This window comes from Streptomyces sp. NBC_01092, assembly GCF_045039535.1.
Classification (GTDB): domain Bacteria; phylum Actinomycetota; class Actinomycetes; order Streptomycetales; family Streptomycetaceae; genus Streptomyces.
Genome location: NZ_CP108659.1, coordinates 4,977,910 through 4,997,171 on the forward strand (window position 1 = coordinate 4,977,910; position 19,262 = coordinate 4,997,171).

The following is a 19,262-nucleotide window of genomic DNA, read 5'->3' on the forward strand; positions in this document are numbered from 1 at the left end:
CGTAGCCTGCCGCACATGCGACACATGGGCGGGGAACGCGTGACCGAGGCCGTGGCGAGCAGCGTGGCGCTGCTGCGCACGGCGGCGGACCGGGACTGGGAGGCCGTGAAGGCCGGGCGGCTGGAGTGGAGCTGCCACAAGACGGCGTTCCACATCGCCGAGGACCTCATCGCCTACGCCGGCCAGCTCGCGGGCCGCGCCCAGGACGCCTACGTCCCCTTCGAGATCACCCTCGACGACGGCACCGACAACGCGGGCCTGCTCCAGGTGATCGAGACGACCGGCGCCCTGTTCACCGCCACGCTCCGCACCACGCCCCGCGAGGTCCGCGCCTTCCACCCGTACCCCTTCCGCAGCGCGAACCGCGAGGGCTTCGCCGCGATGGGGATCGCCGAGGTGCTGCTGCACACGCACGACATCGCCGAGGGCCTGGGGCTGAGCTACGAACCGCCCGCAGAACTGCCCCAGTTCGTCCTCACGACGATCTTCCCGCACATCCGCCCCGGCCCCGGCCCGGAACACTGGCGCACCCTCCTGTGGGCCACCGGCCGCGCCGAGCTCCCCGGCCGCCCGCCCGTCACCGAGTGGCGCTGGCACAACAACCTCGTCCTGCCCACCGACCGCCTCACGCTCCAGGGCGTCACCCCCGCGGCCGCCACCGACCTGCAGACCGGCGGCGACGGCGGCTTCGAGTGGATCGACGGCGGGCCCTTCCAGGGCACGCGGGACGCCGCGGGAATGGTGGTGAAGGCGTACGAGGAGGGGGTGCACCGGCCCGAGTGGGGGCTGTTCGTTCTCGTACGGCGCGAGGACGGCCGCGCGGTCGGCGGCATCGGCTTCCACGGCGTACCGGACGAGGAGGGCCACACCGAGGTCGGCTACGACCTCACCGACGCCGCCCGCGGCCACGGCTACGCGACCGAGGCCCTGCGCGCCCTGACGGACCACGCGCTGGCCGCGGACGAGGTACGGGCACTGATCGCCGCCATCCACGTGGACAACGCCCCCTCGCAGGGCGTCGCCACGCGCGCGGGCTACGTACGGGCGAGCGTCGAGGAGGAGCGCACGGCGTACGAGGACCACGACATGGAACGGGACCTCAGGCTGTACGTCCGCCAGGGGCGGCGCACGGCGGCCTAGGCTGCGGCGGAGCCGACCCGCGCCGCCACAGGGAGCCGCCATGTCGTTCACGGCCGAGGAGATCGCCTACCTGACCTCGCACCCGCTCGCCCGTTTCGCCAGCCTCTGCGCGGGTGAGCAACCTGTCGGACCCGCCCCGCCCGGCCGGTGACACCTGGCACCCCATGCGACGGGCCGAGCCCCCCCCCGCCCGCGACACGACCACCGAGTGACCCACGTCACATCCGCTGACGTCACATCGAGTCGACCCGCTCCGTCATTGCTGTGTAACCACCGACAACAGCCAATGACCGAGGAGTTCGCCATGAGCGCCCGTCTGAACGCCTTCGAGATCCCGACCGTCGCCAAGTTCGTGAGGTACATCGGCTCGGCGGGCAAGGTGCTCCACGACTCGTCGCTGCCCGTCGCGACGCAGAACATGGTCACGCTGCGCGCCAGCCAGATCAACGGCTGCGGCTTCTGCACCGACATGCACTTCAAGGACGCCGTCGCCGCCGGCGAGGACACCGTCCGCCTCAATATGGTCGCCGCGTGGCGGGAGGCCACCGTGTTCACCGAGGCCGAGCGCGCCGCGCTGGACCTGACGGAGGCGGGCACCCGTATCGCCGACGCGGCCGGCGGCGTACCGGACGACGTCTGGGAGAACGCCGCCAAGCACTACGACGAGGAGCAGCTCGGCGCGCTGGTGTCGCTGATCGCCCTGATCAACGCCTACAACCGGCTGAACGTCATCGTCCGGCAGCCGGCCGGCTCCTACCAGCCCGGCCAGTTCGCCTAGGGCCTGTCCGGCGGATCAGGCCGACTGGCCCTAGGGGCGCCCCTTCGGCCTCCGCAGCCCTGCCCCCTGCAGCAACCGCACCACGTCACGGCTGCTGACCTCCACTGCGCCGGCGCGTACCGCGTCGGCGTAGCGGTGCGACGGGACGTCGTAGTGATCCCGCTCGAAGGCCCGCCGTGGCACGCCCAACCCCTCGGCGAACGCGTGCAGTTCGTCGTACGACAGGTCGCTCACGAGGTGGGACCACATCCGGCCGTGTCCCGGCCAGGTCGGCGGGTCGATGTAGATCGTCACGACGGGGACGCCCCGCCCCCGGTGGCCGGCGCCAGCGAGCCCACCGCCGCGACCTTCACTCCCGCCTGGTGGCACACCCAGTGCGGATCGGGCCCCAGCTCCGGCTCCACCTCCAGCGCGTGCGGGTCACCGGTGCCGCACACCGGGCACAACGGCCAGCGGCCGTACCGGTCCAGCAGCGCGTCCTGTACGTCCTGGGCGACAAGGCCCGCCACGTACTCCACGCCGTCCGGCCACTGCTCCACCCACCAGCGCCGCTGTACGACCGCCTCCTCGACCAGCGACACGACGTCCGCCTCCGCGACCTCGCCCGCGACCAGGTCGGCGAGCACGAGGGCGCGGGCGGTGTGCAGCGCCTGTTCCAGCGGAGTGACGGGTTCCATGCTCCTATTGTGCGCACTCTTGACCACGGCCCGGATCTGAAAATACCTTTCAAGGGTGCCCCATGAAGTGAAGGAAACTTTCGACCGCGCGCCCGCGCCCGCTGCCCTCGCGGCCAAGGTGCGCACGCTCGCGCCGTCGATGACCCGCTCCATGCAACGCGTCGCCGAAGCGGTCGCGAACGACCCTGCGGGCTGCGCGGCCCTCACGGTCACCGGCCTCGCCGAACTCACCGGCACCAGCGAGGCCACCGTCGTGCGCACCGCCCGCCTGCTCGGCTACCCCGGCTACCGCGACCTGCGCCTCGCCCTCGCCGGCCTCGCCGCCCAGCAGCAGTCGGGCCGCGCCCCGGCCATCACGACCGACATCGCGGTGGACGACCCGATCGCGGACGTGGTCGCCAAGCTCGCCTACGACGAGCAGCAGACCCTCGCCGACACGGCGGCCGGCCTCGACACGGTCCAGTTGGGCGCGGCGGTTACGGCTGCCGCTGGGGCTCGCCGTATCGATGTGTACGGCGTCGGGGCGAGCGGTCTTGTCGCCCAGGACCTCGCGCAGAAGCTGCTGCGGATAGGGCTGATAGCCCACGCGCACAGCGATCCGCATCTCGCCGTCACGAACGCGGTGCAACTGCGTGCCGGGGACGTGGCCATCGCCATCACCCACTCCGGGTCGACCGGTGACGTCATCGAGCCGTTGCGGGTCGCGTTCGAGCACGGGGCGACCACCGTCGCGATCACCGGGCGCCCGAACGGGGCGGTCACTCAGTACGCCGATCACATCCTTACGACGTCGACGGCTCGGGAGAGCGAGTTGCGGCCCGCGGCGATGTCGTCCCGGACAAGTCAGTTGCTGGTGGTGGACTGTTTGTTCGTGGGGGTTGCTCAGCGGACCTATGAGACCGCGGCACCTGCACTGGCCGCTTCCTATGAGGCACTGGCACATCGGCATCGGAGATAGACCGTAGGCCTGACGGTTGTGGGTTGTCCGCGGGACCATCGTGGCTGGTCGCGCAGTTCCCCGCGCCCCTTGGGTCGGACAGCACACCGGAAATCGGAAAGAGCCGCCCCCCTCATGACGTCTGCATCCACCCCCCGTAATCTCCGCGCCGAGTTGGACTCCCTGACCACCGAGGCGTTCCGGCCCGAGCTCGCCGAGATCGACCGTCTCCCCACCCTCGACATCGCCCGGCTCATGAACGGCGAGGACGCCTCCGTGTCCGCGGCCGTGGCGTCGCGGCTGCCGCAGATCGCCGGCGCCATCGACGCCGTCGCGGAGCGGATGGCACGCGGCGGGCGCCTCATCTACGCCGGTGCCGGTACCGCCGGCCGCCTCGGTGTCCTCGACGCCTCCGAGTGCCCGCCCACCTTCAACACCGACCCGGACCAGGTCGTCGGGCTCATCGCGGGCGGCCCGGAGGCGATGGTCACCTCGATCGAAGGCGCCGAGGACTCCAAGGACCTGGCCCGCACCGACCTCGACGCCCTGGCCCTCACCCCCACCGACACGGTGGTCGGCATCTCGGCCTCCGGCCGCACCCCGTACGCCATCGGCGCGGTCGAACACGCCCGTGCGCGGGGCGCGTTGACGATCGGGCTGTCCTGCAACGCCCACAGCGCCCTCGCCGCGGCCGCCGAGCACGGCATCGAGGTCGTCGTGGGCCCGGAGCTGCTGACCGGCTCGACGCGCCTCAAGGCCGGCACCGCCCAGAAGCTGGTGCTCAACATGCTGTCGACGATCACGATGATCCGGCTCGGCAAGACCTACGGGAACCTGATGGTCGACGTCCGCGCCTCCAACGACAAGCTACGGGCCCGCTCCCGCCGCATCGTCGCCCTCGCCACCGGCGCGGAGGACAAGGAGATCGAGCGGGCTCTGACCGAGGCGGGCGGCGAGGTGAAGACGGCGATCCTGATCCTGCTGGCGGACGTGGACGGGGCTACGGCCACCCGGCGTCTCGCCGCGGCGAACGGCCATCTCCGGGCCGCGATGAGCACCGACGAGTCCTGACGGCGGGTCGCGCACCGCCGAATTGACTGTGGGGCGGATCACAGTCCCGGTGTGAACCGGGTGGGGCCCTCGATTCGACGAGGGGGTGTGATGTCCGAACGAAGGGGTGCGCAAACCGATGCCGAACTCCTGGACGCGGTGGCCGAGTCGGACCGGGCCGCGTTCGAGGAGCTCTTCCGCAGGTTCGCCCCCTGGCTCAGGGGACGGTTGCGGCAGCGGTGCGCCGACCCCGTCCTCGTCGACGAGGTCGTCCAGGACGTCTTCGTGGAGGTCTGGCGGCGCCGGGAACGCCGGGGAAGCCCACGCGCCGGTCAAGTCGGCAACGTGAGCGGGTGGTTATGGCGAGTCGGCCGGCGTCGGCTGATCGACGCGCTGCGGGCGCAGGAGCGGCGGGGCCGTCTCCTGCGCCGCCTGGCGGGTCTGCCGGGACGTCACGCGGTGTCCGCGGAGGAGGAGCTCATGGCGGAGCTGGGCGACGGCGCCCTGGCCGCGGTGGAGTTCCTGCCCGCCCACCTCAGGGCCGTGGTCCGGGCGACGGCACTCGAAGGACTGACGGTCCAGGAGACCGCCGAGCGCCTGAGCATCCCGGCCGGAACGGTCAAGTCCCGCGCCTCCCGGGCCAGAAGGCTGCTCAGGGAACGACTGCTGCCCCGGCCCGGCGCCGAAGGGGGACGAGCGCGGTGAGGACGGCGACCGACGACCCGGGTGGGAGGAGAAGCCGATGAGCGGGGCACAACCGGTTGGCCGGATCCATGATCCGGGAAGCGGTTCGGCGCACCTCGGACCCGATGTGCTCCGGGCGTACGCGACCCGGCCGCTCCCCGGCGAGGTCAGGGGCCCCGTCGAGGCCCATCTGGACCGGTGCGCGGGCTGCCGTACCCGGCTGTCCCCGCTGCTGGCGGACGAGGCGGAGTTGACCTCGCTGTGGGAGCGGGTCGACCGCGCCACCGACGAGCCGTCGAGGAGCCTGCTGGAACGGTGTGCGCTGCGCCTCGGTGTCCCCGAGGACGTGGCCCGGCTGTGCGCGGCGATGCCCGCGCTGCGCTGGTCCTGGTGGGGCGGGGCGGCTCTGTTACTCATGCTGAGTGTGGCCGCCGCGCGCCTGAGCGAATCGACGTCGGCGCCCCTGCTGTTCTTCGCGCTGGTACCGGCCCTGTCGGCCGTCGGCGTCGTCGCGGTCACCGGGCAGCGCTTCGACCCGGCGTACGTCTGGCTGGCGGTCTCCCCGCTGGGCGGGTTCCGCGTCGTACTGCTGCGCGCGACCGCTGTGCAGGTGCTGAGCCTGGTGCTGAGCGCCGCGGGCGCCGCCGGGCTCCCGCTGGCCTTTCCGTACACGCTCGGCTGGCTCGTCCCGTCGCTCATGCTCACGGCGGTCTGTCTCGCCCTGTCGAGTCGCATGGACGCCCTGCCGGCCATCACGTTGACGCTCACGGCCTGGGCCGTCTGGCTCGTGGCCGCCTACAACTCGGCCCTGCCCGCGGCGACCCGCATCCTCCTGCCAGGGACCCAACTGGCCATGGCGGCCGTGGCCCTGCTGGCCGTCGGTGCGCTGGTCGTGCTGCGCGACGGATTCGACAGGCAGGACCGCCGGGCAGCCGCCCAGGGGCCGACGACGGGGACGAGGGGACTGGCGTAATGCGATCCGCGGCACAACAGGTCACGTTGAACGACGTCAGCGTGCGCTTCGGGCGCCACACGGCGCTCAAGGAGGTCTCCCTGTCCCTGGGGCTGGGCGTGACGGGTCTACTCGGGCCCAACGGCGCGGGCAAGACCACTCTGCTGCGCACTCTGGCCACCGCGAGCACCCCGGACACGGGCACCCTGTCACTCCTGGGCCTCGACCCCCTGACGCCCTCGGGCCGGCAGGCGCTGCGGCGCCGGCTCGGCTATCTCCCGCAGAACCCGGGACTGCCCTCCCACTTCACGGCGTTCGACTTCATCGACTACGTCGGCATCCTCAAGCAGATCAGCGACCGGGACGCCCGGCGCACGGAGGCTCTCAGAGTGCTGGAGGAGGTCGGTCTCACCGCCGACCGCGGCCGACGCATCCGGAAGCTGTCGGGCGGCATGCGACAGCGCGTCGGCCTCGCCGCCGCCATCGTCGGCGACCCGGAGCTGCTCGTCCTCGACGAGCCGACCGTGGGACTCGACCCCGAGCAGCGGCTGCGCTTCCGGGAACTCGTCGCCGGACTCGGCGAGGGCAGGACCGTGCTGCTCTCGACGCACCAGACGGAGGACGTGGCGGCCCTGTGCCACAAGGTGGTCGTGCTCGACCACGGCACCGTGAGGTTCCAGGGCACCCCGGCCGAGCTGGCCCTGCTGGCGCACGGCCGGGTCTGGAGCAGCGGCGAACGCGCACCCGGCGCCCTCGCGGCCTGGCGCACCGGCGTCGGCTCCTTCCGCAACATCGGAGTCCCGCCGCCCGGCGCCCCGTTGGTCGCACCGACCATCGAGGACGGATACCTCCTGCTCCTCGACGGCGACCGCGCGGCCAGGGCGACACCGGCGGGCTCGGCATGACCGGGCACCGGGTCCTGGCCCCGGAGCCCAGCCCCGTTCACCCTCTTCCTCCCCCGGCCCGCAACGCGTTACGGGCCCAGTGGTCCCTGGCGCGCTTCGAGTGCACGCAGGTGCTGCGGCACCCGGCCTTCCTGGCCGCCGTGTTCCTCTACGCCGCACTCTGGGCGTACAAGGCAGGGAGCGAAGGTCCGGGCGGTCGGTACCCGGTGCTCCAGGACGAGGACCGGTACACCCAGATCCCGCTGCTCCTGTTGGCGGCGGGGGCGCTCATCGCGACGAACTTCGCGGCCACCCGCATGCACCGGCACGGAGCCGAACCGCTCTGCGGGGTGCTCGCCCTGCCCCTGTGGCGGCGGACGTCGGCCCACCTCGTCGCCGCCCTGCCGCCGGCCGCGGTGGCGGCGGTGCTCACGGCGGCCCGGATCGCCTACGAGGCGTCGGCTCCCATCGCCGTGGGCAGCCCGTCCCCGGTCGAACTGGCCACCGGACCGGTCGTGGTCCTTGCCGCCGGGTGTGGCGGGGTGGCCCTCGCCCGCTTCACCCCGTCGGCCACGGCGGGCCCCTTCGCCGCCCTGCTTCTCGGAGCTCTGGTGCTGGCCAGTGCGCTGGGCGTACGCGGCATGAAGTGGGTGGGCCCCGTCGGCGTGGAGAGCGAGTTCGCGGCCCCGCTGCCCACCGGCCTGATGCACCGCCCCGCACTGGCGCATCTCGCCTACTTGGCGGCCGTGACCGGCGTACTGGTCCTGCTCGCCCTGGTCCGGGCCGGAGCGCGTGCCCTGCCGACCCGGGCGGCCCTGGTCCTGCTGGCCGTCACGGCCGTCGTGGTCGGCGCCGTGCAGTACCGACCGCTCCCCGACGATCTGGTGGCCCGCCGGGCGGACGCCGAGAAGCACCCGGGAGACCAGCAGCGTTGCCGGGTCGCCGACCAGGTCACGTTCTGCGCGTTCCCCGAGTTCCTGGGTCGTACCAAGGACTGGCAGCAGGTGACCGACGGCATCCTCGGCAAGGTCCCGGCCGACGAGCGGACCGGTCCGTACGCGGTACGCCAGCGGCTCTTCCTCGGCGGCGACCGCGACGGGGTCGTAGGCGCGCCGCCGCTGGAGGCATGGGCGCGGGACGACACCCGGCACGACACACCCGGCGCCGTCACCGTCGGCACGGAGTGGGGTACGGACGATGTCGGCGGCGGCGAAGTGCTCGCCTTCGCGGTGCGGTTCGCCGACCGGGCGGTCGCCGGACCCCGCCTGGAGGCCGAACCGGTCGCGAGCATGCTGTGCCGTGCCCGCGCCGTGACGGTGCTGTGGCTCGCGGCGCAGGCAACCCCGGAGACGGCCGACGCCCTCCACTCCCTGAACCGGCGCAGCGTCGGTGGCATCACCTTGACCACGCTGGACTCGTCCGAGGCGGTCTCCGTGAACGGCCCCGAGGTCCAGCTCGTCCTGGACCTGCTCGACCGGCCGGCGGCCGGGGTCGGCGACCGTCTGAAGGCGTCGTGGGCCGCCCTGTCCGACGACCGCACGAGCACCGCGCAGGCGGCGCGGCTGCTGGGGGCGCCCGCACCCGCGGACGCCGAGCAGGGATCGGAGGGCACGTCATGCGCGGCCCGTTGACCCTGCACACGGCCCTCGTGCCACACCTGGTCCGCGTCCTGCCACGGGTGACGATGGCGCTGGGCACCGGACCGGCCCTCGCGGTCTGCGCACTGCCGTTGGCCCTCTCGACGCACCCCGAACCGGGCGACGCGGCACTACTGCTGCGCGTGGCAGCGGTGCTGTGCGTCGTCCCCGTCGCGTTCGCTCTGGACGATGCAGCGGCCACCACCACCGCGACACTGCCGTACCCGTTGGCGGTACGACGGCTTATGCGGCTGGCGTTGCTCTGTGTGCCGCTCGCCGCGATCTGGACGGCGTGCGGCTTCCTGCTCAAGGCCGCGATGCACCCGGACGACCGGGTCGCCCTGCCCCTGGCCGGACTCTCCCTGGAGGCGGCAGGGCTGGGGGCGGCGACGGTCCTGCTGTCGGTGCTCGGCCTGCGCCTGTCCGACGGCGGGCGCGGCAGCACCCTGGCCGCGCCCGGCAGCGTGCTGCTGCCCCTCGTCCTCGCCCTGAGCCCGGCCCGCGAGCGGCTGTTTCCCGTGCCGTACCTCGCGTCCTGGGATGCGTCCCGATGGGCATGGGCCTCGACCCTGGCCGTCGCGGCGGGACTCACGGCCCTGCTCCTGCGGGAGCACCGCCCTTCCTCACCCTGCCGTGGCCAACTCCCCTGTTAGCGTGGCCGCATGACGGCAGCGTCGACGTTCCGTATCGGCGGCGATCTGGAAGTACGGCGGCTCGGGTTCGGGGCCATGCATCTGCGGCCGGAGACCGCCGAGGAGCGCGCCGCTGCGTCGCGGTCGCCCGGCGGGCCGTCGAACTCGGCGTCACACTGATCGACGATGATCCGCCTCGGCAAGGCCTACGGAAACCTGATGGTCGACGTCCGCGCCTCCAACGACAAGCTACGGGCCCGCTCCCGCCGCATCGTCGCCCTCGCCACCGGCGCGGAGGACAAGGAGATCGAGCGGGCTCTGACCGAGGCGGGCGGCGAGGTGAAGACGGCGATCCTGATCCTGCTGGCGGGTGTGGACGGGGCTACGGCGACGGGGCACCTCGCCTCGGCGAACGGTCACCTGAGGACCGCCCTGCGGGCAGCGGAGGACTGACCTCGGCATGCCCTGCCCCGGCGCTCAGGTCCCAGAGACGCTCGGGCGCGCGGGCGCCGTGAGGAGCGGTTGGTAGCGGCCCGGCGGATAGGGCTCGCCGATGGGCTTTCCCTCGGCTTCGATCCACGCATGGCGGCGAACGGGCTGGTACGTACTCCGGTGTGCGGCGAGCCGGTCGGCGGTGAGGGTGCGGGATCACGCGCGACGCTTCGCTGGGAAGGTCGCGCACTGTTCCCTTCTCAGGACGGGAATGATCAACAAAAACCTAGGATCACTCGCACGCCTGTGCCACAGAGTTTTCAGCCAACGAGACTCGACGAACCTCGACACCCACAAACCGGGGATTCGAAAACCACGTCGAAACGTGCAGCTAGCATGAACCGGGCCGAGGTCGTCAACAGACAAGGCATGCACCTTGATCACCACTCAATTAGCGGCAGTGCGGAGGAAGTTACGAAGGGGCGGCGGTGAGGCCGCCAGATTCGGTGCCGTGGGCGCCGTCGGTTGGGTGGTGGACACCGCGGTGTTCAACCTGTGCCTGCACGTTCTACAGCTGCAGACGGTCCGTTCCGGGCTCATCGCCAACACCATCGCGATCGGCACCAACTACGTCGGAAATCGCTACTGGACCTACCGTCATCGCGACAAGAGTCACCACAGCCGCGAGGCCCTCCTCTTCGTGCTGTTCAGCAGCGTGGGAATGGCCATCCAGAACGGTGTGCTCGCCGTGTCGCACTACGGCCTCGACTACACCTCGCCGCTGGCCGACAACCTGGCGAAAAACGTCGTCGGACTCGCGTTGGGCACGGGCTTCCGCTTCTGGTCCTACCGCACATGGGTGTTCCGTCGGCTGCCCGAGGGCCACGTGGGCCCGAGCATCGACCCGCGCGTCCTGGAGAGTGCGAGGTCGGGCACGAACGGGACCGACGGCCCGTGAGCCCGGCAACCGTGGCGGCCGCTGCGGCAGGATCGGGACAGCGTCAGTCCACCAGAGGGGGAGACAGCAGATGACGGCGACGACATTCCGCATCGGCGGCGATCTGGAAGTACGGCGGCTCGGGTTCGGGGCCATGCATCTGCGGCCGGAGACCGCCGAGGAGCGCGCCGCGTGCGTCGCGGTCGCCCGGCGGGCCGTCGAACTCGGCGTCACACTGATCGACACGGCGCATCTGTACGGCTGGGGAGCGAACGAGGATCTCCTCGCCGAGGCGCTCCACCCATACCCGGAAGGGCTCCTGATCGCCACGAAGGTCGGCATCCGTCAGACCACCTCGGGCGAGGGCTGGCGGCACGCGGGCGAGCCGGCCGATGTCCGCACCCAGGTCGACGAGGCCCTGCGCCGCCTCCGCCTCGACCGTATCGGGCTCCTCCAGCTCCACCGTCTGGACCCGGGCGTGCCGATTCCCGATCAGCTCGGGGGCCTGCGCGACCTGCGCGACGAGGGCAAGATCGGCCATATCGGCCTGTCCGAGGTCTCGGTCTCCGAACTCACCGCAGCGCGCGCCGTCGTGGACATCGCGAGCGTCCAGAACCGGTACAACCTCCTCGACCGCGAGCACGAGCCCGTACTCAAGGCCTGCGAGGCGGCGGGCATCGCCTTCCTGCCGTGGCGGCCGGTGGCGGCGGGCGTGTCGGGGGCACGGTCGGCGGAGATCGCCGCGGTGGCCGAGGAACTCGGCGCCACACCGACCCAGGTGTCCCTCGCCTGGCTCCTCGCCCACTCGCCGGTGATCCTCCCGATCCCGGGCACGACGAGCCCGGCGCACCTGGAGGAGAACCTCGGGGCGGACTCCGTCCAACTCACCCAGCAGCAGTACGACCGCCTGACCGCCCTGCCGACCGGCGTCTAACGCGGCATTCTGCTCTGCCTGTTGACCTGCCGGACCCGCGCGAACAGCTCCTCGTTCGTCGGCGAGGGGTCCATGGGCCGGCCCCGCAACGCCGCCGCCAGCCGCTCGGCGGTCCGCACATTGCAGCGCCCGAGCTCGACGAGAGCAAACGGCTCCTTACTGGCACCGGTGACTGGATCCACCCGCAGGGACGGCAGCACGAGCCCTACCCCCGCGAGGGCCTCCCGCAGGGACACCACCACTTCTTCGGTCGACCGCACGCTGATTCCACCTCTCTACGCAGAGTTTGCGATTCACAACACAGCGTGGCGGGTGCGGCTCTAACCTGGCCAGAGGGTGCGCCCCAACAACCTCTGTTGTCCAACCGGGAGTTGCCATGCCGGGACCCAAGGACCTGGATCCTGCCTCTTCGCCGCGCGCGCTGCTGGGCGCGGAGCTGCGGCACGCCCGCGAGAAGGCCGGGCTCAGTCAGGAGAGACTGGGTCAACTGCTATTCGCGAGTGGCTCGTTCGTGGGGCAGCTGGAGGCGGGTACGCGGCGTATCCAGGCAGAACACGCACGGGTGTTGGACGAGGTGCTGGGGACCGGGGACTTCTTCACGCGGAACTGCAAGGCGGCGGCCAAGTCCCGCTACCCCGAGCACTTCGCCGAGGCGGCGGAGGCGGAGGCGGAAGCCACGGCGATCCGGCAGTACTCGCCGATGCTGATCCCCGGGCTGCTCCAGACGCCCGCATACGCACGGGCCGTGAACCGCGCATACGACCCTACGGCACCGGAGGAGACCATCGTCGAGTGGGTCGAGGGCAGGATGGCGCGGACCCGTCTACTCGACCACCCAACAGAGCCGTTGTTCTGGGCGGTGCTTGACGAGGCGGCGCTGCGCCGGGAGACCGGTGGCCGAGCGGTGATGGGCGAGAATCTGCGCCACATCGCGGGCCTGATCCACCGGGGCCGCGTCATCGTGCAGTTACTGCCGTTCAGCGCGGGGGCGCACAAGGCGATGGAGGGCTCGATGAGGCTGATGGACTTCGAGGACGCCCCTCCGCTGGTCTACTTCGAGGGGCCCGGCACCGGACGGCTGGAGGACGACCCGGCCACCGTCGCCCGACTGAGGTTCACCTTCGAACTCCTCGCGGCCTCCGCGCTCTCGCCGGAGAAGTCCCTAGCCTTGATTGAGGCGTTGGCGCAGGATTACGCCCATGAGGAACATCCCTGACTACGACCTGAGCACGGCCACCTGGCACAAGTCCAGCTACAGCGGCGGAGGCGGCAACGAATGCCTCGAAGTCGCCCGCTGGCGCAAGTCGACGCACAGTGGGGGCGGTGGCGGCGACTGCCTCGAAGTAGCCGACGGCAACCCCACCCTCATCCCCGTCCGAGACTCCAAGCACCCCCACGGCCCGAAGCTCATATTCCGAGCCCCCGCCTGGTCCGCCTTCGTCGAAGACCTCAAGCTCGCCCGGCGACCGCGCGGCTGATCGCGCGCGCCACGGTGACCACCGCAGGGATGTGCTCGGCCGGCTCGGCCCGCTCGGCCGGGGTGATGACCGAGACGGCGGCGACCGTGGCATGGTCGCGGTCGAAGACGGGCGCGGCGACGCCGGTCATGAGGGTGTCCCATTGGGGGCGCGAGAACACCGCGTAGCGGTCGCGGCGGATGGCCGCCAGCTTGGGCCGCAGCGTGTCGGCCGTCGGGTTCAGGTTCTCGTCGTCGGTCGGGTGGTCCGCGGCGAGGAAGTCCTCCTGCACCTGGGCGGTGGCGTGCGCCAGCAGGACGAGTCCGGGTGCGGTGGCGTGCAGCGGGAGCCGGCCGCCGACCCGGTACATCACGCGCGGGGCGTCGTGCGCGGACAGCCGCTCGACCAGGACGCCTTCGAGGCCCTCGCGGACGACCAGCTGCACGTGCTGCCCCGTGGCGTGCCAGAGGTCTTGCAGGTGGGGCAGGGCGATGGCACGCAGGCCGTATCCGCGGGGGGCCACGGTGGCGATTTCCAGGAGCCGTAAGCCGATGGTGTAGTGACCGGCGTCGGTGCGTTCCAGGGCTCCCTGGTCGGTGAGTTGGCGGGCGATGCGCAGCGCGGTGGCCTTGGGCAGGTCGGCCCGCGCGGCCAGGGCCGTCAGCGACAGCACCGGCTTGTCCGGCCCGAAACAGCCGAGGATGCGAAAGGCCCGGTCGAGGAGAGGTTCGCCGTGCGCCGGGCGGTGCCCGCGTGCGCTGGGCCGTTCCTCGTGGGTGCCGTTGTCGTCGTACGAGCAGTTCACGCCAAGCCCCCTGCGGATCACGCCGAACGGGTCCACTCAATGAAACCAGGGGTGACTGTCCACCGACAGAACGACGAACCTCTCCGGCACGCACTCGCAGAGAGAGGGCCTATGCATTCGCATCCCCAGCACACCGACCGGCGCGGACGGCGGCCGAGCAGACGAGGCCGCACCCTGATCGCGCTCCTCGCCGCCTTCCTGACGGCCTGCGGACTGATCACCGCCACTGCGGGACCGGCGTCCGCCGCGCCACCGGACGTCAACCGGCTGGCCACCTTCAACATGCAATACGGCCCCAGCCAGTGGAGCAACGCCTACGACCTGGCCCGCACCAACGACGTGGTGGCCCTTCAGGAGGTCCCGTTCGGGGCTGTCCCCACGGCCGCGGAGCAACAGCTGACGGTCAACGGGGTTGAGCATTACATCTGGCAGGAAGGCGACCGCGCGCCTCGCCGGCATCTCTACATCCTGCGCCACCACACCCGGAACCTCGGGATGATCACGGAGTTCGTGCCGGACAACGTGATGGAGGTCGAAAGCGTCTACCGACCGGCTCTGGCGGTCTTCCGGGACCGGGACGACACCATGTTCGCCTCCCTGCACGCCCGTTCCCGGGGCGGCAGCGACGTGGGCGCGCTGCTGCGGATCATCGCCGCGACGGCGGAACGCAGCGACACCACGAACTGGGTCGCGCTCGGCGACTTCAACCGCAACCCGGAGACGATCCCGGACGTGCTGCCGCCCCCGGGGTCGCGGATCTACAACACGGGCCAGACGACCTACCGCACCGGGGGAGAGTACGACTACATGGTGGCCAACTACGCCACCGACAACTGGCGGGCGACCAGGGAGCCCGGAAACGCCTCCGACCACTGGCCCGTCACCTTCTCCGCCGCCGTCCCGCCCGTCGCCGACGACGGAACCACGTTGGAGATCCACGTCGACCACACCGGACAGAACCTGCACGTGGTGGGCGGGGACGGGGCCAACGGGAACGACATCATGCAGTTCCCCGACATCAACCACGAGTCCGCCCTCTTCCAGCTCTCCCCCAACGGCACGGACGAGTCGGGGCAGACGATGTACCGGATCGTCACCGACACCTCGGAGCGCTGCCTGGACGTGGAGAACGGGCGGGAGTCGGTATCGGGCTCCCCGCTGCACGTGTGGGACTGCCACGCGCCGGACGGCGCACCCGAGCCCGGCGGCCCGCTGGCCGATTCACAGAACTGGGTCCTGGAGCACCCCGACCCGCGCTTCCCCAACCGGCTCATGCTCCGCAACGTCGAGTCCGACATGTACGCCAACGTCTCCGGCGGAAGCAGCGACGTGAGAAGCCGACTCATCCAGTACCCGTGGGAGGGCGACGCGGGCGGGCACCCCGTCCGGCACGAGATCTTCTACGTCCACCCGCAGATCAGCGCGACACAGCCCGACCCCGCCTGACCGCACGGCGGAATCCGTAGGCAAGTCCTCGGGCATTGAGGTCAGGATCTGACCTCAATGCCTCCTACCGTGGCTGTCATGACTGAGACCACGCACAACACCGTCACGGACGAGCGCGCCGACCTGCTGGAGACGCTGGCCAAGCACCGGCAGTTCCTGCGGTTCACGACCCAGGACCTCACCGACGAGCAGGCGGGGCAGCGGACCACGGCCAGCGAGCTGTGCCTCGGCGGCCTGATCAAGCACGTCACGTCGACGGAGCGGAGCTGGGCGAACTTCATCGAGAAGGGCACGTCGGTGATGCCCGACTTCGCCTCCATGACCGAGGAGGACTTCGCCCGCCGCGCGGACGACTTCCGCATGCTGCCCGGCGACACCCTGGAGGCCGTCCTGGCCGAGTACGCCGAAGTGGCCCGCCGCACCGACGAGTTGGTGGCTGCCCTGCCCGACTTCAATGCCTCCCACCCGCTCCCCAAGGCCCCGTGGTTCGAGCCCGCGGCGCGCTGGTCGGCCCGCAGGGTGCTGCTGCACATCATCGCGGAGACGGCCCAGCACGCCGGCCACGCGGACATCATCCGGGAGTCGCTGGACGGCCAGAAGAGCATGGGCTGACCGGTCCCGAAGTCACCGCGCCCCCGCCAGGTGCCGCGACTGCCGCGACACCTGGCGGGGGCCCGGCCCACGAGCGCACTCAGCCGCCTCGATACCGAACAGCTCAGGAACGACGCAGACTGGGCGCATGAACCACGCCCAGCTGACCGCCCTCGGCCGAGCCCTCCGCCTCCTCGGCGAACACGGCGAGGCCCTCACGCCCGCCACCCCGGACGCGAAACTCCACGAGGTCAAGGCCGACCTCCGCCGCGCCCTGGACCTCCTCGACGAGAGCGTCACCGGTGCCGCCCCCACCACCCGCTGCCCGGAGCACCCGAACGGCCCGGTCGACGAGAACGCACACGACCTGTGCCTGCTCTGCGAGACCAGGCGCCGCGCCGCCCGCCGCGCGGAGTACAACGGCGGTCCCGCAACCCCGCACACCACCGAGACCGCCCCCTCCCGCTACGGCGTCCGAGGCGACCGCCCGCAGCCCCAGCAGCGCTGGCTGCCGGAGCTGTGGAACGGACAGGAGTGGCAGCTGTGCGGCACGCCGCGCCGCGACCGCCGGGAGGCCGAGCTGTATCTCGCCGCCCAGCGCCGCGGCCCGCGTCCGGCGATGGCCTACCGGCTCGTGCACGAGTTCACCGACTACGAGGTGCTGCGGGTGTGGGGCACACCGGTGAAGGTCGACATCGAGCCGCTGGGCAACCTGTAACGACTACTTGGCCGTCGCTCCCGCCGGCTCGGCTGCCGCTTCCGCCACCGGCTTCCCGGCGGTGGCCGACCCCTGCCGCGGAATGAACGACGCCACCACGAACGCCAGCAGCGCCGCCCCGGCGCCGACCGCCAGGACCACCTTGAAGGCGTTCTCGGACGGGAGGGCGTAGCCGCCGAGGTTCGTCGTCATCTGGGCGAGGATGACGCCCGCGACGGCGCTCGCCGTGGACGTACCGAGAGAGCGCATCAGCGTGTTGAGGCTGTTCGCGGCGGCCGTCTCCGACGCGGGCACCGCGCTCATGATGAGGGCGGGCATCGAGCCGTAGCCGAAGCCGACACCGGCGCCGATGACGCAGGCGACCAGGACGAAGTGCCAGACCTCGGACATCAGGACGATGTTGAGGCCGTAGCCGGCGGCGACGATGAGCACACCGATCATCAGCGTCACCTTCGGGCCCTTGGCCCGCGAGATGGCCGCCGACATCGGGGCCGTCGCCATCATGACCAGGCCCGACGGGGCCATGCACAGGCCCGCGACCAGCATGGACTTGCCGAGGCCGTAGCCGGTCTGCGCGGGGAGCTGGAGGAGCTGCGGGATGACCAGGCTCATCGCGAACATCGCGAAGCCCACCGCGATCGAGGCCAGGTTGGTGACCAGCACCTGACGGCGGGCGGTCGTCCGCAGGTCGACCAGCGGCTGGTCGGTGCGAAGCTCCCACCAGCCCCAGGCCAGCAGGATCACCACGGCCGCGACGAACAGACCCAGCGTCGTACCACTGCCCCAGCCCCAGTCGGCGCCCTTGGAGACCCCCAGCAGCAGACACACGAGCCCGGCCGCCATGCCTATGCCGCCGACCAGGTCGAAGCGCCCGCCGGTACGCACCCGCGACTCGGGCACGAACAGCAGCACGCACACCAGCGCCACGACACCCATGCCGGCCGACGTCCAGAACAGGACGTGCCAGTCGAAGTTGTCCGCGATGAGCGCGGCGGCGGGCAGCCCCAGCGCGCCGCCGATGCCGAGGGAGGCGCTCATCAGGGCGGTGGCGGAGCCGAGGCGCTCGGCGGGCAGTTCGTCCCGCATGATGCTGATGCCGAGCGGGATCACACCGGAGGCCAGGCCCTGAAGCACCCGCCCGACGATCATCGGGACCAGCGCGTCGCTCAGGGCACAGACCACGGAGCCGCCGACCAGCAGCACGACACTCACGAGCAGCATCCGCCGTTTGCCGTACATGTCGCCGAGCCGCCCCATCACGGGCGTCGCGACCGCCGCGGCGAGCAGCGTGGCCGTGACCGCCCATGCGGTGTCCGAGGCCGGGGCGTCCAGGAGCTTCGGCAGCTCCGGGACGATCGGGATGACCAGGGTCTGCATCAGCGAGACGACGATCCCGGCGAAGGCCAGCACCGCCACCACGGCGTTCGACTTCGGCGGCGCGCCGCCTCCCACCTCGGCGGGAGGAGCAGGGGCGTGGGACATGGCGGAGCCTCCGTCGGCGTACGAGCAGGAAGGTGGCCGATCGGCCTGGCTGATTGACCTAGGCAACCTTAAGTCAGTTGATTGACTTACTCAAGCGACGCAGGTAGCTACTTCGAAGGGCACGGCACGCTCCGGCCCCTGCCGATCCTGCTCTCCTGGAACGCCGCCGCGGCGGCCCGGGTTCACCTGGGCCGCGCGCCGCCCGCTCCGCCAGGCTCAGGCCTCCCGCTCCACCATCGCCCGCACCTGACCCTCGTCCAGCTCGTACACCGGCTCGTGCGCGTGAGGATCGCGGGCGTGGAAGGTGTGGAACAGCGGCCCGTCCGCGCCGCCCAGCTCCACCAGCGACGCCGACGCCCCGCGCACCACCCGTTCCGTGCCGGGTGCCGTCGTCAGGTCGACGCGGCTGACGACACCGGGGGTGACCCAGACCGGCACCGCGGCCAGGAATCCGAAGAGCTGGAGGTGGTAGTGCCCGGTCAGGACGAGGCGCACATCGCTGCCGCGGATCGCGGTCGCGAGGTCGCCGGGGTTGCGCAGGCCGAAGACCGGCTGGGTCGCCGAGATGCCGAGGGCGATCGGCGGGTGGTGCAGGGCGAGGACGGTGCCCCGCTCGGCCGGGGTGCCCAACACGTCCTTCAGCCAGTCCAGTTGGGCCGCGCTCACCCGGCCGTGCACCTTCCCCGGCACCAGCGAGTCCAGCGTCACGAACCGCCATCCCCCGACCGTGCTCACGGCCGCCCGCTCACCCGCCCCGGACTCCAGGACCAGCTCCGGCTCGGCATGCCCGCTGCCCAGCACCTTGCCGAAGGCGACGCGCTCGTCATGGTTGCCGGTCGTGTAGAAGACGGGCGCGCCGAGCGGCCGCGCGAAATCGCCCACCAGCTCCTTTACGGCCGCGTACGCCTCCACCGCGCCGCCGTCCGCGATGTCCCCGGTGACGACGATCGCGTCGACGCCCCGCAGATGCCTCAGCTCGGCGAGCATCAGCCGGAGCGATTCGGTGGCGTTGACGCCGTACTTGTTGGGGGCGTCGGTCTTCTCAAGATGGGTGTCGGAGAGATGAAGGATCCTCATCTCTCCGACAGT

22 protein-coding genes and 2 pseudogenes are annotated in these 19,262 nt (G+C 71.5%); 18 read left to right on the plus strand and 6 right to left on the minus strand.

Going from position 1 to position 19,262, the window contains the following annotated elements; translation table 11 throughout:
- Positions 1–15 precede the first annotated feature (15 nt).
- On the plus strand, positions 16–1,140 hold the full coding sequence (locus OG254_RS22310; RefSeq protein ID WP_405584490.1) for a GNAT family N-acetyltransferase: 1,125 nt from the start codon (positions 16–18) through the stop codon (positions 1,138–1,140).
- 304 nt (positions 1,141–1,444) lie between these two features.
- Positions 1,445–1,918: a carboxymuconolactone decarboxylase family protein gene (locus OG254_RS22315; RefSeq protein ID WP_405584492.1), complete on the plus strand. Its 474-nt coding sequence runs from the start codon at positions 1,445–1,447 to the stop codon at positions 1,916–1,918.
- Between the two features lie 30 nt (positions 1,919–1,948).
- On the opposite strand, the gene OG254_RS22320 is transcribed toward OG254_RS22315, so the two are convergent.
- Positions 1,949–2,212, minus strand: a complete 264-nt coding sequence (locus tag OG254_RS22320; protein WP_405584495.1) for a DUF4031 domain-containing protein — start codon at positions 2,210–2,212, stop codon at positions 1,949–1,951.
- Entirely contained in the window at positions 2,209–2,595 is a 387-nt protein-coding gene (locus tag OG254_RS22325) for a hypothetical protein (protein WP_405584498.1), read from the minus strand. Before OG254_RS22325 ends, OG254_RS22320 begins: the two co-directional genes overlap by 4 nt.
- Positions 2,596–2,650: 55 nt before the next feature.
- On the opposite strand from OG254_RS22325, the gene OG254_RS22330 reads away from it, so the two are divergent.
- From OG254_RS22330 to OG254_RS22380, 11 genes and pseudogenes are all read left to right on the plus strand, one after another.
- Positions 2,651–3,553 (plus strand): MurR/RpiR family transcriptional regulator, encoded by a 903-nt coding sequence (locus tag OG254_RS22330; RefSeq protein ID WP_405584501.1) that lies wholly within the window; start codon positions 2,651–2,653, stop codon positions 3,551–3,553.
- Positions 3,554–3,667: 114 nt separating this feature from the next.
- Positions 3,668–4,603: an N-acetylmuramic acid 6-phosphate etherase gene (gene murQ / locus OG254_RS22335; RefSeq protein WP_405584503.1), complete on the plus strand. Its 936-nt coding sequence runs from the start codon at positions 3,668–3,670 to the stop codon at positions 4,601–4,603.
- Positions 4,604–4,693: 90 nt separating this feature from the next.
- Positions 4,694–5,287: an RNA polymerase sigma factor gene (locus OG254_RS22340; RefSeq protein WP_405584506.1), complete on the plus strand. Its 594-nt coding sequence runs from the start codon at positions 4,694–4,696 to the stop codon at positions 5,285–5,287.
- Between the two features lie 37 nt (positions 5,288–5,324).
- Positions 5,325–6,239, plus strand: a complete 915-nt coding sequence (locus tag OG254_RS22345) for a zf-HC2 domain-containing protein (RefSeq protein WP_405584509.1) — start codon at positions 5,325–5,327, stop codon at positions 6,237–6,239.
- Positions 6,239–7,123, plus strand: coding sequence for an ATP-binding cassette domain-containing protein (locus OG254_RS22350; protein ID WP_405584511.1), 885 nt, complete (start codon positions 6,239–6,241; stop codon positions 7,121–7,123). The genes OG254_RS22345 and OG254_RS22350 overlap by 1 nt, the downstream gene beginning before the upstream one ends.
- On the plus strand, positions 7,120–8,733 hold the full coding sequence (locus tag OG254_RS22355; protein ID WP_405584514.1) for a hypothetical protein: 1,614 nt from the start codon (positions 7,120–7,122) through the stop codon (positions 8,731–8,733). Before OG254_RS22350 ends, OG254_RS22355 begins: the two co-directional genes overlap by 4 nt.
- The gene (locus tag OG254_RS22360) at positions 8,718–9,392 is read left to right on the plus strand and encodes a hypothetical protein (protein ID WP_405584516.1); all 675 of its coding nucleotides are present in this window, start codon (positions 8,718–8,720) and stop codon (positions 9,390–9,392) included. Before OG254_RS22355 ends, OG254_RS22360 begins: the two co-directional genes overlap by 16 nt.
- 9 nt (positions 9,393–9,401) lie before the next feature.
- Positions 9,402–9,556: pseudogene (locus OG254_RS22365) on the plus strand (aldo/keto reductase); the annotation flags it as partial.
- Positions 9,555–9,824: pseudogene (locus OG254_RS22370) on the plus strand (N-acetylmuramic acid 6-phosphate etherase); the annotation flags it as partial. The pseudogenes OG254_RS22365 and OG254_RS22370, both read left to right, overlap by 2 nt.
- Before the next feature lie 490 nt (positions 9,825–10,314).
- Positions 10,315–10,761 (plus strand): GtrA family protein, encoded by a 447-nt coding sequence (locus OG254_RS22375; RefSeq protein WP_405584519.1) that lies wholly within the window; start codon positions 10,315–10,317, stop codon positions 10,759–10,761.
- A gap of 70 nt (positions 10,762–10,831) precedes the next feature.
- Entirely contained in the window at positions 10,832–11,674 is an 843-nt protein-coding gene (locus OG254_RS22380) for an aldo/keto reductase (protein WP_405584522.1), read from the plus strand.
- On the opposite strand, the gene OG254_RS22385 is transcribed toward OG254_RS22380, so the two are convergent.
- A complete protein-coding gene (locus tag OG254_RS22385; RefSeq protein ID WP_405584525.1) occupies positions 11,671–11,934 on the minus strand; it encodes a hypothetical protein in 264 nt (87 codons plus the stop codon). The two genes, OG254_RS22380 and OG254_RS22385, sit on opposite strands and share 4 nt — an antisense overlap.
- 116 nt (positions 11,935–12,050) lie before the next feature.
- On the opposite strand from OG254_RS22385, the gene OG254_RS22390 reads away from it, so the two are divergent.
- Positions 12,051–12,890 (plus strand): Scr1 family TA system antitoxin-like transcriptional regulator, encoded by an 840-nt coding sequence (locus tag OG254_RS22390; RefSeq protein ID WP_405584528.1) that lies wholly within the window; start codon positions 12,051–12,053, stop codon positions 12,888–12,890.
- Positions 12,874–13,152, plus strand: coding sequence for a DUF397 domain-containing protein (locus OG254_RS22395; protein WP_405584531.1), 279 nt, complete (start codon positions 12,874–12,876; stop codon positions 13,150–13,152). Before OG254_RS22390 ends, OG254_RS22395 begins: the two co-directional genes overlap by 17 nt.
- On the opposite strand, the gene OG254_RS22400 is transcribed toward OG254_RS22395, so the two are convergent.
- Positions 13,124–13,936, minus strand: a complete 813-nt coding sequence (locus OG254_RS22400; protein ID WP_405584534.1) for an IclR family transcriptional regulator — start codon at positions 13,934–13,936, stop codon at positions 13,124–13,126. The two genes, OG254_RS22395 and OG254_RS22400, sit on opposite strands and share 29 nt — an antisense overlap.
- A gap of 111 nt (positions 13,937–14,047) precedes the next feature.
- Here OG254_RS22400 and OG254_RS22405 point away from each other — a divergent pair, with 111 nt between their 5' ends.
- From OG254_RS22405 to OG254_RS22415, 3 genes are all read left to right on the plus strand, one after another.
- Positions 14,048–15,382 (plus strand): RICIN domain-containing protein, encoded by a 1,335-nt coding sequence (locus OG254_RS22405; protein WP_405584537.1) that lies wholly within the window; start codon positions 14,048–14,050, stop codon positions 15,380–15,382.
- A gap of 78 nt (positions 15,383–15,460) precedes the next feature.
- Positions 15,461–15,994 carry a DinB family protein gene (locus OG254_RS22410; RefSeq protein ID WP_405584540.1) on the plus strand — a complete coding sequence of 178 codons (534 nt, stop codon included), beginning with the start codon at positions 15,461–15,463 and terminating at the stop codon, positions 15,992–15,994.
- Between the two features lie 127 nt (positions 15,995–16,121).
- Positions 16,122–16,691: a hypothetical protein gene (locus OG254_RS22415; RefSeq protein ID WP_405584543.1), complete on the plus strand. Its 570-nt coding sequence runs from the start codon at positions 16,122–16,124 to the stop codon at positions 16,689–16,691.
- Between the two features lie 3 nt (positions 16,692–16,694).
- Here the strand turns inward: OG254_RS22415 and OG254_RS22420 are convergent, their stop codons facing one another.
- Together OG254_RS22420 and OG254_RS22425 are read right to left on the minus strand one after the other, a co-directional pair.
- Positions 16,695–18,173 carry an MFS transporter gene (locus OG254_RS22420; RefSeq protein ID WP_405584545.1) on the minus strand — a complete coding sequence of 493 codons (1,479 nt, stop codon included), beginning with the start codon at positions 18,171–18,173 and terminating at the stop codon, positions 16,695–16,697.
- Positions 18,174–18,389: 216 nt separating this feature from the next.
- Positions 18,390–19,250 (minus strand): metallophosphoesterase family protein, encoded by an 861-nt coding sequence (locus OG254_RS22425; RefSeq protein WP_405584548.1) that lies wholly within the window; start codon positions 19,248–19,250, stop codon positions 18,390–18,392.
- Positions 19,251–19,262 lie beyond the last annotated feature (12 nt).